We start from the raw sequence: 16879 nt of genomic DNA, 5'->3' as shown, positions 1-16879 counted from the left end.
GCGCTTTTCCTTACCGCTCGATCAGCGCAATGCGCTTGTTGTACCAGTTCATCAGCAAGGAAATGCTGATACTGATCGCCAGGTACACGCTCATGGTGATCGCAATCACCTCGATCGCCTGCCCGGTCTGGTTCAGCACCGTACCGGCAAACAACGAAACCATTTCCGGATAACCGATACCGGCCGCCAGCGAGGAGTTCTTCGCCAGGTTCAGGTATTGGCTGGTCAGCGGTGGAATGATCACGCGCAGGGCTTGCGGGATGATCACCTTGCGCAGGGTCGGACCGTTGCGCAGGCCAAGCGAATGCGCCGCTTCGGTCTGGCCGTGGCTGACCGACTTGATGCCCGAGCGCACGATCTCGGCGATGAACGCCGCGGTGTAAACCGTCAGGGCCAGGGTCAAGGCCAGCAGTTCCGGGATCAGCACCCAGCCGCCGACGAAGTTGAAGCCCTTGAGCTCCGGCATTTCCCAGTGCACCGGTGCGCCGAAAATCAGCGCGCACAGCGTCGGGATTACCAGGAACAACGCCAGGCCGACCCAGAACTTGTGGAACGGCACGCCGGTGGCTTCGAAGCGCTTGTTGGCCCAGCGGCACATCAGCACGATGGCAACGATGGCCACCACGACGCTGATCGCAAACGCCCAGAAACCGTCGGCCATCAGTGCGGCCGGCATGTTCAGGCCACGGCTGCTGACGAAGAAGGTGTCGCCGAAGTTGTGGCTGTTGCGCGGCCCCGGCATGGTCAGGAATACCGCGAAGTACCAGAACAGGATCTGCAGCAGCGGCGGAATGTTACGGAAGACTTCCACATATACCGTCGCCACTTTGGCGATGATCCAGTTCTTCGACAGCCGTGCCACACCGACGATGAAGCCGAGGATGGTGGCCAGAATCACGCCGATGAAGGTGACCAGCAAGGTGTTGAGCAGACCGATGACAAACACCCGGGCATAGCTGTCCGCTTCGGTGTAGTCGATCAGGTGCTGAGCGATGCCGAAACCGGCACTGCGCTCAAGAAAGTCGAAACCGGAGGTAATGCCCCGGTGCTGAAGGTTGGTTTGCGTGTTGTCGAACAGAAACCAGCCTAACGAGACCACACCGACAATGGTGATGATCTGGAATACCCACGCACGCACTCGTGGATCGCTGAGGCTGAGCCTCTGCTTTGGTGCGCCGATTGAATTTTGCATGAAGTGCCCCGGAAATAATGGAACAGAACATCACCCGGTGGTTGGCCCACCGGGTGATAGAACCATCAGCGCACTGGTGGTGCGTATTGAATGCCGCCAGCGTTCCACAAGGCGTTCAGCCCGCGGTCGATTTCCAGCGGAGTGTTCTTGCCGAGGTTTTTCTCGAACACTTCACCGTAGTTGCCGACTTGCTTGACGATCTGTACGACCCAGTCTTTCTTCACTTTCAGGTCTTTGCCGTATTCACCGTCGGTACCCAGCAGACGGGCTACGTCCGGGTTCTTGGTGCCTTTGGCTTCAGCTTCGACGTTCTTCGAAGTGATACCGGCTTCTTCAGCGTTGAGCATGGCGTAGCCAGTCCAGCGCACGATGGCCAGCCACTCGTCGTCGCCGTTACGCACGACCGGGCCCAGAGGCTCTTTGGAAATGGTTTCTGGCAGAACCACGTAGTCTTTCGGCGAGGCCAGCTTGCTGCGCTGGGCGAACAGCTGGGACTTGTCGGAAGTCAGTACGTCGCAACGACCGGATTCCAGCGACTTGGCGCTCTCGTCGGAGGTGTCGAAAGTGATCGGGGTGTATTTCAGACCGTTGCCACGGAAGTAGTCGGAAACGTTCAGTTCGGTAGTGGTACCGGCCTGGATGCAGATGGTTGCACCGTCCAGTTCCTTGGCACTCTTAACGCCCAGCTTGTTGTTAACCAGGAAGCCGATGCCGTCGTAGTAAGTGATGAAGCCCGGGAATTTCAGACCCATGCCCGCGTCACGGGAGCTGGTCATGGTGGTGTTGCGCGACAGGATGTCGATTTCGCCCGATTGCAGCGCGGTGAAGCGCTCCTTGGCGTTCAACTGGCTGAACTTGACCTTGGTTGCGTCGCCGAAGACGGCAGCCGCTACAGCACGGCAGTAGTCAGCATCGATACCCACGATCTTGCCGGTGGAGTCTGGCACCGAGAAACCCGGCAGACCGTCACTCACACCGCACTGTACGAAACCTTTTTTCTGCACTGCATCCAGGGTCGCGCCCGCCTGAGCGAACCCACTGACGCCAAGCACTGCGGCTGCAGTCACGACGGCCAGGGTGGATTTCAACATCTTCATTCAAACCTCCAGTTTTGCTCTTGTTGTGTCGGAGCGTGAGTCCAGTCGCACCCTTTTGAGGCGTTGTTGACCCGTGTTGGCTTTTTTTAGGGTCAACCGACGTAGGACCGTAGCTATGAGTCTAGTAGGAGAAAATCCACAGAAAGGACAACTCACTTCTCACCAATCGGCCGAACGGGCTGTAGCCCTTTCACGTTCGCGAAGCCCGTAGCGGCCTTTGGCGAACATCCATCACCGGATTTTTTGCTATCCCGCCTCCAGCAGTACACTGATAGTGTTACCGCCAGTCGCGAGATGGGTTGCACCGCTTCCCCATAGCAAAGCCCGTACCACACCTGCCGCTAAAGCGGTTAAGCGACAGGTCAATAGCAAAACTTGTAACCTTGCGACATCTTCGTAACTGATCAACCAGACACGCCCTCAGACCTCGCACTCAATGAGAGCGCACGCACAAAATTGGAGCAGCCATGACCGAGCCCTTGATTCTTCAGCCCGTAAAGACCGCAGACGCCTGCGTGATCTGGCTGCACGGCCTGGGCGCCGACCGCTATGACTTCCTCCCGGTGGCTGAAGCCCTGCAGGAAAGTCTGTTGAGCACCCGCTTCGTTCTACCCCAGGCACCGACTTGCGCCGTGACCATCAACGGTGGTTACGAAATGCCGAGCTGGTACGACATATTGGCCATGACCCCAGCACGCGCGATCAATCGCGAGCAGCTGGAAGACTCGGCGGACAGGGTCATTAAATTGATCGAACAGGAGCGCGCCAGCGGAATAGACGCCTCGCGGATTTTTCTCGCCGGTTTTTCCCAGGGCGGCGCCGTGGTTCTACACACCGCGTTTCTGAAATGGCAGGGACCGCTGGGTGGCGTACTTGCCCTCTCTACTTATGCACCGACCTTCAGCGACGAGCTGCAATTGTCTGCCAGTCAGCAGCGTATTCCGGTGTTGTCGATGCATGGTCAGTACGATGACGTGGTGCAGAACTCGATGGGACGTAGCGCCTACGAGCATTTGAAGCAGCGTGGTGTCACCGTGACATGGCAGGAATACCCAATGGGCCACGAAGTGTTACCCGAAGAGATTCGCGACATCGGTGACTGGCTCGGCGAACGTTTGCTGTAACCGTTTTCCGGGTCTTTTTTGTTTAAAAACGCCCTTTGATCCATCCCACTACGCCGCGCCCGATTCTTGCATTACACTGGCCGGCGTACATTCCTTAACCAATTGATGAGATGACCGTGCTCAAAGCACTCAAGAAAATGTTCGGTAAAAGCGAGACTGAGCAACTCGCGCCAGTCCCCAGCGCTCCGTCTCACTCCCCCAGCCACCGCACCGACGGTCATCAGTCTGGTCGGACCGCCCCCGTAGCGGCACCGAAACACGAACCCCAGAGCGCACCGGCCGCCGAGCCTGCGGTGTCATCCGCCGCCGAGCAACCGCGCAGCGAAACGCCGAAACCGGCCAAACCGCGCCGCGAACCGAAGCCAAAAGCCCCGGTCATTCCCTGGAAACTCGAAGACTTCGTCGTCGAACCCCAGGAAGGCAAAACCCGCTTCCACGATTTCAAACTCGCCCCCGAACTGATGCACGCCATCCAGGACCTGGGCTTCCCGTATTGCACGCCGATCCAGGCGCAAGTGCTGGGCTTTACCCTCGCCGGCAAAGACGCCATCGGCCGTGCCCAGACCGGCACCGGCAAAACCGCCGCGTTCCTGATTTCGATCATCACCCAACTGCTGCAAACCCCGCCGCCGAAAGAGCGCTACATGGGTGAGCCGCGGGCGCTGATCATTGCCCCGACGCGCGAACTGGTGGTGCAAATCGCCAAGGACGCGGCGGACCTGACCAAATACACCGGCCTCAACGTCATGACTTTCGTGGGCGGCATGGACTTCGACAAGCAACTCAAGCACCTCGAAGCCCGTCACTGCGACATCCTCGTGGCTACGCCGGGCCGCTTGCTGGACTTCAACCAGCGCGGCGACGTGCATCTGGACATGGTCGAAGTCATGGTGCTAGACGAAGCCGACCGCATGCTCGACATGGGTTTCATCCCGCAAGTGCGCTCCATCATTCGCCAGACTCCACCGAAGAACGAGCGCCAGACGCTGCTGTTCTCCGCGACCTTCACCGAAGACGTGATGAACCTGGCCAAGCAGTGGACCACCGACCCTGCCATCGTCGAAATCGAAGTCACCAACGTGGCCAGCGAAAACGTCGAGCAGCACATCTACGCGGTGGCCGGTGCCGACAAGTACAAACTGCTCTACAACCTGGTCACCGATAACGGCTGGGAGCGCGTGATCGTTTTCGCCAACCGCAAGGACGAAGTGCGGCGCATCGAAGAACGCCTGGTGCGCGATGGCGTCAACGCCGCGCAGTTGTCCGGTGATGTGCCGCAACACAAGCGCATCAAGACCCTGGAAGGTTTCCGCGAAGGCAAGATCCGCGTGCTGGTTGCCACCGACGTGGCCGGGCGCGGCATCCACATCGACGGTATCAGCCACGTGATCAACTTCACCCTGCCGGAAGTCCCGGACGACTACGTGCACCGTATCGGTCGTACCGGTCGCGCCGGCGCCGATGGTGTGTCCATCAGTTTCGCCGGTGAAGACGACTCGTACCAGTTGCCGTCCATCGAAGAAAAGCTGGGTCGCAAGATCAGCTGCGAAACACCACCGACGCATCTGCTGCGTGCGGTTGAGCGCAAGCGTCCGTAACGGACGACAGATAGAAAAAGGCGCAGCCGGAAACGGACTGCGCTTTTTTTTCGTCTGGATATTGTTCGAGACAACTAAAAGTCCATAATAGACAAATAAGTTTAGTTTTCGCTTCCGGAGCCGAACATGTCCAGCACCCCTTACGTGATCTCCCAACCTCAAGCCCGCGAGTTGCTGGCGCAGGTGGATGTGCCGCAGATCCTGCGCAAACTGTTCCGCGACCTGGCCGCCGGGCAAGCGGTGCAACCGGCGCAGCAACTGGTGGAGTTTCCACAGGGTGCCGGCGACTTCATCAACTACTTGGGCGTGCTGGCTGAAGACGGGGTCTACGGGGTCAAGACTTCGCCGTACATCGTGCGCGAACAAGGGCCGCTGGTGACCGCGTGGACCTTGCTGATGTCGATGCAAACCGGCCAGCCGCTGCTGCTGTGCGATGCCGGTGAACTGACCACGGCGCGCACGGCGGCGACCACCGCAGTGGCCATCGATGCCCTCGCGCCGTTGAATGCAACGCGCCTGGCGATCATCGGCAGCGGCAAAGTGGCCCAGGCGCACGTGCATTACGTGAAGAACCTGCGCGAGTGGCAGAGCATCAGCCTGTACTCGCCGAGCCTGAGCACGAGTAGCCCTGATGAATTGGACCAACTGCGAAACCTCGACCCGCGCCTGACTATTGCCGACAGTCGCGAAGCGGCCTTGCAAGACGCCGACGTGATCATGCTCTGCACTTCGTCCGCCGGCCCGGTGATCGATCCGTCAAACCTGAGCAAACCGGCGCTGATCACCTCCATCAGCACCAACGCGCCACGCGCCCACGAAGTGCCGCCGCAGAGCCTCAACGACATGCAGGTGTTCTGTGACTATCGTCTGACCACCCCGGGCTCGGCGGGAGAAATGCTGATTGCCGCCGAGCAGCATGGCTGGGATAACAAGGCGATTGTCGGCGACCTGCCCGACCTGCTCAGTGAGAAAGTGCAACGTCCCGGCTACGATCGTCACGTGTTCTTCCGCTCGATCGGCCTGGGCCTGGAAGACATTGCGCTGGCCAATGCCATCTACCAACTTCAGCGCTAACCCCCCTGTAGGAGCCGGCTTGCTGGCGATCGCATCACCACGGTTTTCCCGACAAACCGCGGCGCCTGCATCGCCAGCAAGCCGGCTCCTACAGTGTCTACGCATTTCAGGAGACGTTCATGAGCCAGGCAGATTTCATCATCATCGGCGGCGGTATCGCCGGCGCTTCCACCGGTTTCTGGCTGTCGCAGCACGGGCGTGTGATCGTGCTCGAACGCGAATCCCATCCGGCCTATCACTCCACCGGACGCTCGGCGGCCCTGTTCACCGCCGCCTACGGCACTCCGCAAGTCCGCGCCCTGACCCAAGCCAGCCGCGACTTTTTCGACGCGCCACCCAGCGGTTTCTGCGAACACCCGCTGCTGACCCCGCGCGGCGAAATGACCGTGGACTTCAGCGGTGATCCGACTGAACTGAACAACCAATACCTCAGCGCAAAAGCCACGGTGCCGGAGATGCAATTGCTCAGCGCCGACGAGGCCTGCGCCCGGGTGCCGATCCTGCGCCGGGAAAAAGTCCACGGTGCGATCTACGACCCGACCGCCAGCGACATCGACACCGACGCACTGCATCAAGGCTACCTGCGCGGTATCCGCCGCAATAAAAGCGAAGTCCATACCGATTGCGAAGTGCTGAGCCTCAGCCGTGACGCCGAAGGTGTATGGCGCGTGCAGACCAACACAGGGACCTTCAGCGCCCCGATCATCATCAACGCCGCCGGCGCCTGGGCGGACAAGATCGGTGAGCTGGCCGGCGCCCAACCGCTCGGCTTGCAACCCAAGCGTCGCGCGGCGTTCATCTTCGCCGGCCCCGAAGGCGTGGACATTCACGATTGGCCGATGCTGGTCAGCCTCGACGAATCCTTCTACATGAAACCCGACGCCGGGATGTTCCTCGGCTCGCCGGCCAACGCCGACCCGGTGGAGCCCCACGACGTGCAGCCCGAAGAGCTGGACATCGCCATGGGCATTTACCAGATCGAAGAAGCCACGACCCTGACCATTCGCCGCCCGACCCGCACCTGGGCCGGCCTGCGCAGTTTCGTCAGCGACGGCGACTTGCTGTCCGGTTTCGATCCACAGGTGCCAGGGCTGTTCTGGGTCGCGGCACAAGGCGGCTACGGCATTCAGACCTCGCCGGCCATGGGTCAGGCCAGCGCGGCGCTGGTACGCGGTGAAGCCCTGCCCGAACAACTCACCCGCTTTGGCCTGAGCGCCAACATGCTCTCCCCTGCCCGCCTGGGCTGAGCCTCGTCCTCAGGTGACGCGCCGACACGATTGCGGCACACTTTCAGGGCCCCGTTTTCGGGGCGCTGATGCTGCCCGACGTTCTATTTTATAAAGAGCCCCAACGCATGAACGCCCCCGAAATAGATCCGACCCTGAGCGACACATCCCTGGATAACTTCCGGGCAATCGCCGATGCCATCGCCACGTTGTTCTTTCCTCACGCCGAGGTGGTGCTGCACGACTTGCGCACGCAAAAGGTCGATTACATCGCCAACAACCTGTCGAAACGGGAAATCGGCGATGACTCGGCGTTGGAGGACATGCTCAGCGACGACGTCAGCGATAGAAACATCGGGCCGTATGAAAAGCTCAACTGGGATGGTCAGAAGATTCGCAGCCTGAGCACTGTGCTACGGGACAACGAAGATCATCCGCTGGCGGTGTTGTGTATCAATCTGAATATTTCGCTGTTCGAGAATGCCAAAGCGGCGCTGGATTTGTTTCTGTCACCCAGCAAGCTGATTCCGCAACCGGACTCGTTGTTTCGCGATGACTGGCAGGAGCGAATCAACACCTTCCTGCACAACTGGCTGCGCGAACGGCAGCTGAGCCTGAACACGCTGACTCGCGATCACAAACGGGAGTTGGTATTGGCGCTGCACGCCGAAGGCGCGTTCAAGGGCAAAAGCGCATCGAACTATGTGGCCAATGTGCTGAACATGGGACGGGCGACGGTTTACAAGCATTTGAAAGAATTGAAGGGCTGAAGATCAAAAGACCGCAGCCTGCGGCAGCCCCTACAAAGAACGCGATCCCCTGTAGGAGCTGACGAGTGAAACGAGGCTGCGATCTTTACCGATCAATCGCCATAGATATCCGACTTGAAATACTTGTCCGAGATCTTCTGATATTCACCATTGGCGCGAATACTGTCGATGGCCGTGTTCAACTGGCTGACCAGTTCGGCATTACCCTTACGCACTGCAATCCCCGCACCCTCGCCCACGTATTTCGGATCCTTCAACTCCGGCCCGACAAACGCATAGCCTTTGCCGCGCGGCATCGACAGGAAGTCATTGAGCGGAATGGTGTCGGCAAAAATCGCATCGAGACGACCGGACGCCAGGTCCATGTAGATCTCTTCGTTATTGCTGTAGCGCTTGACGTTAACGCCCTTGGGTTCGAACACCTCGGTGGCATAACGGTCGGTGGTGGTCGCACGCTGCACGCCGATCGTCTTGCCCTTGAGGCTGGCGTACTGGTCATCCACCACTGCGCCTTCCTTCATCACCAGACGCGAGGAAGTGAAGTAGTACTTGTGGGTGAAATCCACCGATTTCTTGCGGTCTTCGTTGATGGTCATGGACGACAGCGCCATGTCGATTTTCTTCACCTTCAGGGAAGGAATCAGACCGTCGAACTCACCTTCGACCCACACACACTTGACCTTCATCTGCTCGCACAGGGCATTGCCGATGTCGTAGTCGAAACCGACGATTTCGCCTTTATCGGTTTTCGAGGCGAACGGCGGGTAAGCCGCTTCGATACCGATGCGCAGGGTTTTCTCGGCGGCAAACAGGCTACTGCACGCCAACAGGCTCAGGGCCAGACCGGTGATGAGGGGAAACTTCTTCATGTTCGTTCTCTCGCGGGTTGTTGTTGGTTTGGCAAGACAGAAGAAAGAGCTGAAACAGGGGAAAGCCTTTTTTTGTACTTATAATTCCATACTGGACTTTTACGTATAAATCGTCAATCAGGCAAATGCTGCCCGTGTCGGCCGATGGTCGGGTGGTGAATCAAGAGGTTCTTGGGTGAAGCGGATGGCCTCTTCGCGGGCAAGCCCGCTCCCACAGTAGATCTGGCTGAACACAAATTTTGTGTACGACACAGCCCCTGTGGGAGTGGGCTTGCCCGCGATGACTGACTGGAGAACGCAACAGGAACTACTGCTTCCAGCGATCCGCCGCCGCATGATCACTGTCACGCCCTTCAACCCAACGTGGGCCGTCGCTGGTGTTTTCTTTCTTCCAGAACGGCGCGCGGGTTTTCAGGTAATCCATGACAAAGGCGCAGGCGTCGAACGCCGCCTGGCGATGGGCGCTGGCGGCGCCGACGAAGACGATCGGTTCACCCGGTTCCAGGGCGCCAATGCGATGCAGCACTTGCAGCTTGAGCAACGGCCAGCGCTGCTCAGCCTCGGTGGCGATCTTGCCAAGGGCTTTTTCGGTCATGCCCGGATAGTGCTCGAGGAACATCCCGGCCACATCAAGCCCGTCATTGAAGTCACGCACGTAGCCGACAAAACTCACCACCGCGCCGACGCCGACATTGGCGGCGTGCATGGCATTGACTTCAGCCCCTGGATCGAACGCTGTGGCTTGCACGCGGATGGCCATCGATCAGCCCCCGGTCACGGTCGGAAAGAACGCCACTTCGTCGCCATCGCTGACCGGCTCGTCGAGCTGGCAGAGGTCTTCGTTGCGGGCGCACATCAGGTTCTGCTCGGCCAGGACATCGGCGCCGTCACGCAGAGCCAGCAGCGCACGCACGTCGTCGACGGTGGCGAAGCTGCCTTCGACCTTCACCGAATCCACACCCAATGCTTCGCGATAGCGGGCGAAAAACTTCACTGTGATGTTCATGGTTGATCCGCCTGGAAATGACCGCTCTTGCCGCCAACCTTTTCCAGCAGGCGCACGCTTTCAATGGTCATGCCGCGATCAACCGCTTTGCACATGTCGTAGATGGTCAGTGCCGCGACACTGGCGGCGGTCAGGGCTTCCATCTCGACGCCGGTCTGCCCGGATAGCTTGCAGCGCGCCACGATACGCACGCTGTCATCGCCTTCGGCACTCAGTTCGACTTTCACACCGGTCAGCATCAGCGGATGGCAGAGAGGAATCAGGTCGCTGGTTTTCTTCGCCGCCTGAATGCCGGCGATGCGCGCCACGGCGAATACATCACCCTTGGGGTGACCGCCGCTGACGATCATTTGCAGGGTTTCAGGCATCATGCGCACCAGCGCTTGAGCCGTCGCCTCACGGAACGTCACGGCTTTTTCAGTGACGTCGACCATGTTGGCGCGACCTTGGGAATCGAGATGAGTCAGCACGGGATTACTCCTGATCAGGAGCGTCGATTGTAAACCTGCGGGTCAATTTTCCGCACGCACGAATATTGCCGTCCCCCTGTAATTGTGTCGGGCATAAAAAACCGGGCGGCTTTGGGCCGCCCGGTTCTGGTGTGAAAGATTACAAATGCGATTCGGCGTATTCGGCCAGAATCGAACGTGGCACCCCTTGCAGCGTAATGTGCACGCCGTTCGGGAAATCCTTGAAGCGTTCAGTGAGGTACGTCAGCCCGGAACTGGTCGCGGACAGGTATGGGGTGTCGATCTGTGCCAGGTTACCCAGGCACACCACTTTGGAACCGGCGCCGGCACGGGTGATGATGGTTTTCATCTGGTGCGGCGTGAGGTTCTGACATTCGTCGATCAGGATCAAACTCTGCTGGAAGCTGCGGCCCCGGATGTAGTTGAGGGATTTGAACTGCAACGGCACTTTGCTGAGGATGTAGTCGACGCTGCCATGGGTACTTTCGTCATCCATGTGCAAGGCTTCGAGGTTGTCGGTGATGGCGCCGAGCCAAGGCTCCATTTTTTCCGCTTCGGTACCGGGCAGGAAGCCGATCTCCTGGTCAAGACCCTGCACGCTACGGGTGGCAATGATGCGGCGATAACGTTTGCTGACCATGGTCTGCTCAATCGCAGCCGCCAGCGCCAGGATGGTTTTACCAGAGCCGGCGGCACCGGACAGGTTGACCAGATGGATGTCCGGATCGAGCAAAGCGTACAGCGCCAGGCTCTGATAGATGTCACGCGGTTTCAGGCCCCAGGCTTCCTGGTGCAGCAGAGGTTCCTGGTGCAGATCCAGAATCAGCAACTTGTCTTCGTCGATCTCCTTGATCCAGCCGACAAACCCCTGTTCATCAATGATGAACTCATTGATATGCACCGCCGGCAGGTTGTCGATCAGTTGCACCTGATGCCAGGTGCGGCCGTGGTCCTGACGGGTTTCGACCTTGCTCACGCGGTCCCAGAAGGAGCCAGTCATGTTGTGGTACCCGTTGGGTAGCAGCGACACGTCGTCGACCAGTTGGTCAGTGCTGTAGTCCTCGGCCGCGATCCCACAAGCTCGGGCCTTGAGGCGCATGTTGATGTCTTTGGTGACCAGCACCACAGGCAATTTCGGATCGCGCGCGTGCAAGTCGATCAACTGGTTGATGATGATGTTGTCGTTCAGGTGCTCGGGCAGAATGATGTTCGGCTCGGCACGCTTGCTCATCAGAATTGACAGCAAGCCCTTCGGTCCACTCTTGCCCCGCTGGATCGGCACGCCCTGTTCAACGTCCTCGGGAGAGGCATCGCCCAGAGTCTTGTCGATCAGCCGGATGGCCTGACGGCATTCGGCAGCAACGCTGTGATGCCCGCTTTTGAGCTTGTCTAGCTCTTCCAGCACGGTCATCGGGATCGCGACGTGGTGTTCTTCGAAGTTAAGCAGCGCGTTTGGATCGTGAATCAATACGTTGGTATCGAGTACATAAAGGATTGGCTGGTTGGAAGAAGAGCTACGTCCGTGATCATCCATACTCGGTCACCTTTGTGGGAGCCATTCGACGCAATACCTTGACGGTGCTGCGCCTCGAAGTGACTGCCGAATCTCACCTGCGGGGACTCAAGTGAACTGCATACAAAGCTGGGTCTTGGAAGACGCCACCTGTGTTGCAGGTTTCGGCGGTCTGTCTTCGTAATACTCCAAAACACATGACAGAAAAAAGCACTTTGACGTTTTTTTGAAGTTTATTTTTCAGAATGACCAATAGCACTTGGCGGACTGCCATCACCCGTTTACAGTCGGAAGTCCGCCTGTATCGAAATACCTCCAAAAATCGCCCCCCGCCCAATGTTTATGGGCTTTGCGTGTTTTCAGAAAAAGCCGTCAGGCCTTTCATTGGAACCCGCTCTGACAGTCCTCCCAGCCGATCCCGCTTTGCGCCGTTTGTGTAATCAACCAGGGCAATGCCGTTTTTACCCCATCCTGTTTCACATTGAAGTTGATCACGCCATGGCGCCACAGCAGCATCAGGGTCAGCACCCGTTGCGCGCTCTGGTTGGCTTTCAGCTTGCCGGCACCGTCCTGGGCATCGATGTCCCACAGCGCCACCTGCAAGCCCTGGGACTTGAAGAAGCCTTCGGCGTCGGACCGGCGCTGGCCATCAGGCGGACGGAACAGCGGCACATAGTTTTCCGGCAGTTTGCTTTTCACCAACTCGGCGCTGCGTCGTACCGAATCCTGCCAATCCTGCCAGTGACTGTGGGATCGAAACTCCCAGCCCTGCATGCCGACACACTGCGTTGAGTAGGTCGATTGCAGGCTGACCACCGACCGCTCGACCAATCGCGCCTGGATGTCCTTGCCAAGGACGAAGAACGTGCCGCTCATGTTGGACTTGCGCAGGTAGTCCGTGACCCAGGTCGTGTTGTCCGGTACGGCATTCGCGGCACTGTCGAACGTTAACAAAAACAGCCGGTCATGCATCCCGTCGCCGCTGCGCTCATAGTCGCCAAAATGATCGACTTCACTGCTGGTCTGCGGGAACAGCGCAGCCTTGCGTAATTGCTCGTCCAGGTACTGGGTGTGAAACACCCTGCTCGGCTCGGCCCACTTTATGTAGTAGCTGTCCTCGCTGATCTGAAACTTGGTGGCTTGTTCGCGCAGGGTCGGCATGTCTTCGACCAGAAAACAGAACGAGGCGTCCTGATCGCAGCTTTGCTGAGCGAAGTTGTAGTTGCTCAGCAGGCGTTGCCACAGGCGCTGGCGAACACGGTTGATCGATTCCATGTTGATGCTGCGCAAGCTCAAACGCTGCGCCAGCGCCGGTTCGTCCAAGGCTTCGCTGGCCAGCAGCACGTGGGCGAACATGAGAATTTCGGCGCGCGAGGCGACGTCGAACAGCGTCGGGTTGTTGAGCTGTTCAGGCCAGGTGCTGCGATCAAGCGTCGCTACATCCCCGGGAGCCGCCATGGCGCCGAAGCTCAGGAGCCAGGCCGATATTAGAAAAGCAATGCGCAATGGGATGTCTCCATAACAAAACCCGCGCGGCACTATATCCGATCCGCACTCAACTCCCGCAGCCCCAGCGACCTCATTGTGGCGAGGGAGCTTGCTCCCGCTGGGCTGCGAAGCAGACCCAAACCAGCGAATTCATTCCTTCAGGAAAACCGGCGCACCCATCTTGCGACCGCTTCGCGCTCGAGCGGGAGCAAGCTCCGTCGCCACAAAAGCCCATTCAGGCACACCACCGATCACCTATTACCCCGATAGCTGGAGTCAACGATGACAACCCCCTAGAATCGCCCCCACGATTAAAGGAGACGACTTCATGCTGATGGTGATTTCACCCGCCAAGACCCTCGATTACGAAACACCGCCGGCGACCCAGCGCTTCACCCAGCCGCAATACCTCGACCATTCCCAGGAACTGATCCTGCAGTTGCGCGACCTCACGCCGGCGCAGATCAGCGAGTTGATGCACGTCTCCGACAAGATCGGCGGGCTCAACGCCGCGCGTTTCGGCAGCTGGACCCCGGCGTTTACGCCAGAGAATGCCAAGCAAGCGTTGCTGGCATTCAAGGGCGACGTGTACACCGGCCTGAACGCGCAAACTTTCAGCGAAGCCGATTTCGATTACGCCCAGCAACATTTGCGCATGCTCTCCGGCCTGTACGGCCTGCTGCGGCCGCTGGACTTGATGCAGCCGTATCGACTGGAAATGGGCACCAAACTGGCCAACACCCGTGGCAAGGACTTGTATGCCTTCTGGGGCACGCGGATCAGCGAATGGCTGAACGAAGCCCTGGCCGATCAAGGCGATGACGTACTGCTGAACCTGGCTTCCAACGAGTACTTCTCGGCGGTCAAGCGCAATGCCCTGAACGCACGCATCATCAATACCGAGTTCAAGGACCTGAAGAACGGTCAGTACAAGATCATCAGTTTCTACGCGAAAAAAGCCCGCGGCTTGATGAGTCGCTTCGTCATTGAGGAGCGCATCAACGACCCGGCAGCCCTCAAGCAGTTCGACGTCCAAGGCTATCGCTACAGCGCCGAGCAGTCGAAACCGGACAATCTGGTGTTCCTGCGCGATCACGCACCAGAGTGATGCACCCGGTCGGCGCACGACCTCAAACACTGTCGTGCGCCACCCATTGATTGCCCCTTCTTCTCCCGCCTTTTTCGCCATTTTTATGGCGCCAAAAACCCATCAGTCATTTTTCTAACTTTAGTTTCACTCGACTTCGATCTTTTTTTTCAGTAGTGGCACTGAAAATTTTTATCGGTAGTGGCAAAAAACTATCCCCTCCAATAATCCGCCTATATATAAAGGGCGAAACGGTAAGTGCTATCAATTTGAGAGCAGTGCCATCTTTCTCAATATTTCAAGAAATTTCAGATTTCATGATGAGCGGATCGGAACTATGTCCGAATGCACCGCTCATACCACCGGTAACGATTCTCACAGAGCTTGTAGGAGAAGACTTACGCAGAACAGAGATTCGTATAGCAAAGTTGTCACATTAACTTTGATTGAATAATCCCTGATTTGGACAACACAGAATGGACAGGAGATAACGCTCGATGACTATCCCCTACAAGGCCATGGCAGCGCCCCTATAAACGTGCTCACCTGAGCACCCAACCGCTTGATTTACAGGCCTTTGGCCTGGCATTGAGCGCGCAAGACCATTGCACAAGCATCTTCAGAGCAGAGGATCGGCTGCATAACAGGGCAAGTCATAATAATAAGGCTTAGTTGCGCACACCTTGAGTGCACTTATTTAGACACTCGTAACTTATATGCCAGCACACGGCATTGTTGCGCCTGTATGCAGCACTTGCGAGTGCACTATAAACGCTGAACACCATTAACTCCGGCCATCTAATTGGCTTGATCTATACAGAGGTAATTGCGATGCGCATCAGCATATTTGGTTTGGGTTACGTTGGCGCAGTATGTGCCGGCTGCCTGTCTGCACGGGGCCATGACGTCGTTGGCGTCGATGTTGCCAAAGACAAGATCGATATGATCAACGCCGGCAAATCGCCGATCGTTGAACCGGGCCTGGGCGAACTTCTGGCGCAAGGTATCCAGACTGGCCGTCTGCGCGGCACCACCAACTTCGCCGAGGCGATTCGCGACACCGACCTGTCGATGATCTGCGTCGGTACGCCGAGCAAGAAGAACGGCGACCTGGAACTGAACTACATCGAGGCCGTGTGCCGCGAAATCGGTTTTGTCCTGCGTGACAAATCCACCCGCCACACCATCGTGGTGCGCAGCACCGTGCTGCCGGGCACCGTCGCCAACGTGGTCATCCCGATTCTCGAAGACTGCTCCGGCAAGAAGGCCGGTGTCGATTTCGGCGTTGCCGTAAACCCTGAGTTCCTGCGCGAAAGCACCGCCATCGCCGACTACGACCTGCCGCCGATGACCGTCATCGGTGAGTTCGACAAGGCTTCGGGCGACGTACTGCAATCGCTGTACGAAGAACTCGACGCGCCGATCATCCGCAAGGACATCGCCGTCGCCGAGATGATCAAGTACACCTGCAACGTGTGGCACGCCACCAAGGTGACCTTCGCCAACGAAATCGGCAACATCGCCAAGGCTGTCGGCGTCGACGGTCGTGAAGTGATGGACGTGGTTTGCCAGGACAAGACCCTGAACCTGTCCCAGTACTACATGCGCCCAGGCTTCGCTTTCGGTGGTTCCTGCCTGCCGAAGGACGTGCGTGCCCTGACCTACCGCGCCGGTTCCCTGGACGTGGAAGCGCCGCTGCTCAACTCGCTGATGCGCAGCAACGAGTCCCAGGTGCAGAACGCCTTCGACATCGTCGAAAGCCACGACAAACGCAAAGTCGCCCTGCTCGGCCTGAGTTTCAAGGCCGGTACCGATGACCTGCGCGAAAGCCCGCTGGTTGATCTGGCAGAAATGCTGATCGGTAAAGGTTTCGATCTGAGCATCTACGACAGCAACGTCGAGTACGCCCGTGTCCACGGCGCGAACAAGGACTACATCGAGTCGAAGATCCCGCACGTTTCGTCGCTGCTCAACGCTGACTTCGACGATGTGATCAACAACTCCGACGTGATCATCCTCGGCAACCGTGACGAAAAATTCCGCTCCCTGGTGCAGAACGTTCCTCACGGCAAGCAAGTGATCGACCTGGTCGGCTTCATGTCCAAGGCCACCAGCGTCAGCGGTCGCACCGAAGGCATCTGCTGGTAAGCGCAAGGCATCTCTGCGGCGCCGCGCATCAACTGTGCGAACCCGTTGTAGGAGCTGACGAGTGAAACGAGGCTGCGATCTTTTCAGGGCCACTTGGATCCCGAGCGAACCCTGAAAGATCACGATCAAAAGATCGCAGCCTTCGGCAGCTCCTACAGAACCCTGCAAGTTTTTGTAAGCCTGCCTTAACCCAATCGGGCCTCGCCCGAGATCGAGA

15 protein-coding genes are annotated in these 16879 nt (G+C 58.3%); 7 read left to right on the top strand and 8 right to left on the bottom strand.

The genetic code is table 11. The features are described 5' to 3' along the window. Positions 1 to 10: 10 nt before the first annotated feature. Positions 11 to 1192: an amino acid ABC transporter permease gene (locus tag KGB21_RS11400; RefSeq protein ID WP_223505169.1), complete on the bottom strand. Its 1182-nt coding sequence runs from the start codon at positions 1190 to 1192 to the stop codon at positions 11 to 13. A 65-nt stretch (positions 1193 to 1257) separates the two neighbouring features. Beyond that, a complete protein-coding gene (locus KGB21_RS11395; RefSeq protein WP_034148977.1) occupies positions 1258 to 2289 on the bottom strand; it encodes an amino acid ABC transporter substrate-binding protein in 1032 nt (343 codons plus the stop codon). A gap of 467 nt (positions 2290 to 2756) precedes the next feature. Between KGB21_RS11395 and KGB21_RS11390 the strand changes: the two genes are divergently transcribed. From KGB21_RS11390 to KGB21_RS11370, 5 genes are all read left to right on the top strand, one after another. After that, positions 2757 to 3413, top strand: a complete 657-nt coding sequence (locus KGB21_RS11390) for an alpha/beta hydrolase (protein ID WP_223505168.1) — start codon at positions 2757 to 2759, stop codon at positions 3411 to 3413. A 110-nt stretch (positions 3414 to 3523) separates the two neighbouring features. Then, positions 3524 to 5011, top strand: coding sequence for an ATP-dependent RNA helicase RhlB (gene rhlB / locus KGB21_RS11385; protein ID WP_223505167.1), 1488 nt, complete (start codon positions 3524 to 3526; stop codon positions 5009 to 5011). 126 nt (positions 5012 to 5137) lie between these two features. Beyond that, complete coding sequence (locus KGB21_RS11380) at positions 5138 to 6085, top strand: ornithine cyclodeaminase family protein (protein ID WP_223505166.1); 948 nt, start codon at positions 5138 to 5140, stop codon at positions 6083 to 6085. A gap of 119 nt (positions 6086 to 6204) precedes the next feature. Then, positions 6205 to 7332: an NAD(P)/FAD-dependent oxidoreductase gene (locus KGB21_RS11375; RefSeq protein WP_223505165.1), complete on the top strand. Its 1128-nt coding sequence runs from the start codon at positions 6205 to 6207 to the stop codon at positions 7330 to 7332. A 107-nt stretch (positions 7333 to 7439) separates the two neighbouring features. Then, positions 7440 to 8081: a PAS domain-containing protein gene (locus KGB21_RS11370; protein ID WP_263386192.1), complete on the top strand. Its 642-nt coding sequence runs from the start codon at positions 7440 to 7442 to the stop codon at positions 8079 to 8081. Between the two features lie 92 nt (positions 8082 to 8173). Here KGB21_RS11370 and KGB21_RS11365 read toward each other — a convergent pair whose 3' ends face one another. The 6 genes from KGB21_RS11365 to KGB21_RS11340 form a co-directional block, all read right to left on the bottom strand. Then, the gene (locus tag KGB21_RS11365; protein WP_223505164.1) at positions 8174 to 8950 is read right to left on the bottom strand and encodes an ABC transporter substrate-binding protein; all 777 of its coding nucleotides are present in this window, start codon (positions 8948 to 8950) and stop codon (positions 8174 to 8176) included. A gap of 307 nt (positions 8951 to 9257) precedes the next feature. Then, positions 9258 to 9710 carry a molybdopterin synthase catalytic subunit MoaE gene (moaE, locus tag KGB21_RS11360; protein WP_034148969.1) on the bottom strand — a complete coding sequence of 151 codons (453 nt, stop codon included), beginning with the start codon at positions 9708 to 9710 and terminating at the stop codon, positions 9258 to 9260. A gap of 3 nt (positions 9711 to 9713) precedes the next feature. Continuing rightward, positions 9714 to 9956, bottom strand: coding sequence for a MoaD/ThiS family protein (locus KGB21_RS11355; protein ID WP_034148968.1), 243 nt, complete (start codon positions 9954 to 9956; stop codon positions 9714 to 9716). Next, the gene (gene moaC / locus KGB21_RS11350) at positions 9953 to 10426 is read right to left on the bottom strand and encodes a cyclic pyranopterin monophosphate synthase MoaC (RefSeq protein WP_223505163.1); all 474 of its coding nucleotides are present in this window, start codon (positions 10424 to 10426) and stop codon (positions 9953 to 9955) included. The genes KGB21_RS11355 and moaC overlap by 4 nt, the downstream gene beginning before the upstream one ends. A gap of 139 nt (positions 10427 to 10565) precedes the next feature. Further along, positions 10566 to 11960, bottom strand: coding sequence for a PhoH family protein (locus KGB21_RS11345; protein WP_034148966.1), 1395 nt, complete (start codon positions 11958 to 11960; stop codon positions 10566 to 10568). 360 nt (positions 11961 to 12320) lie between these two features. After that, a complete protein-coding gene (locus tag KGB21_RS11340; RefSeq protein WP_034148965.1) occupies positions 12321 to 13445 on the bottom strand; it encodes a polysaccharide deacetylase family protein in 1125 nt (374 codons plus the stop codon). Between the two features lie 310 nt (positions 13446 to 13755). On the opposite strand from KGB21_RS11340, the gene yaaA reads away from it, so the two are divergent. Both yaaA and KGB21_RS11330 read left to right on the top strand, forming a co-directional pair. Next, the gene (gene yaaA, locus KGB21_RS11335) at positions 13756 to 14535 is read left to right on the top strand and encodes a peroxide stress protein YaaA (protein WP_034148964.1); all 780 of its coding nucleotides are present in this window, start codon (positions 13756 to 13758) and stop codon (positions 14533 to 14535) included. Between the two features lie 810 nt (positions 14536 to 15345). Continuing rightward, positions 15346 to 16662 carry a nucleotide sugar dehydrogenase gene (locus KGB21_RS11330; RefSeq protein WP_034148963.1) on the top strand — a complete coding sequence of 439 codons (1317 nt, stop codon included), beginning with the start codon at positions 15346 to 15348 and terminating at the stop codon, positions 16660 to 16662. Positions 16663 to 16879 lie beyond the last annotated feature (217 nt).

Origin of the sequence: Pseudomonas sp. GL-RE-29, assembly GCF_019947275.1 — a bacterium.
Lineage (GTDB): Bacteria > Pseudomonadota > Gammaproteobacteria > Pseudomonadales > Pseudomonadaceae > Aquipseudomonas > Aquipseudomonas fluorescens_A.
This window is presented reverse-complemented; position numbering and strand designations above follow the sequence as displayed.

Bases quoted from the DNA above. Each gene is read 5' to 3' on its own strand.
- KGB21_RS11400 (WP_223505169.1), bottom strand. From the start codon at position 1,192: ATGCAAAATTCAATCGGCGCACCAAAGCAGAGGCTCAGCCTCAGCGAT.
- KGB21_RS11395 (WP_034148977.1), bottom strand. From the start codon at position 2,289: ATGAAGATGTTGAAATCCACCCTGGCCGTCGTGACTGCAGCCGCAGTG.
- KGB21_RS11390 (WP_223505168.1), top strand. From the start codon at position 2,757: ATGACCGAGCCCTTGATTCTTCAGCCCGTAAAGACCGCAGACGCCTGC.
- rhlB (WP_223505167.1), top strand. From the start codon at position 3,524: ATGACCGTGCTCAAAGCACTCAAGAAAATGTTCGGTAAAAGCGAGACT.
- KGB21_RS11380 (WP_223505166.1), top strand. From the start codon at position 5,138: ATGTCCAGCACCCCTTACGTGATCTCCCAACCTCAAGCCCGCGAGTTG.
- KGB21_RS11375 (WP_223505165.1), top strand. From the start codon at position 6,205: ATGAGCCAGGCAGATTTCATCATCATCGGCGGCGGTATCGCCGGCGCT.
- KGB21_RS11370 (WP_263386192.1), top strand. From the start codon at position 7,440: ATGAACGCCCCCGAAATAGATCCGACCCTGAGCGACACATCCCTGGAT.
- KGB21_RS11365 (WP_223505164.1), bottom strand. From the start codon at position 8,950: ATGAAGAAGTTTCCCCTCATCACCGGTCTGGCCCTGAGCCTGTTGGCG.
- moaE (WP_034148969.1), bottom strand. From the start codon at position 9,710: ATGGCCATCCGCGTGCAAGCCACAGCGTTCGATCCAGGGGCTGAAGTC.
- KGB21_RS11355 (WP_034148968.1), bottom strand. From the start codon at position 9,956: ATGAACATCACAGTGAAGTTTTTCGCCCGCTATCGCGAAGCATTGGGT.
- KGB21_RS11345 (WP_034148966.1), bottom strand. From the start codon at position 11,960: ATGGATGATCACGGACGTAGCTCTTCTTCCAACCAGCCAATCCTTTAT.
- yaaA (WP_034148964.1), top strand. From the start codon at position 13,756: ATGCTGATGGTGATTTCACCCGCCAAGACCCTCGATTACGAAACACCG.
- KGB21_RS11330 (WP_034148963.1), top strand. From the start codon at position 15,346: ATGCGCATCAGCATATTTGGTTTGGGTTACGTTGGCGCAGTATGTGCC.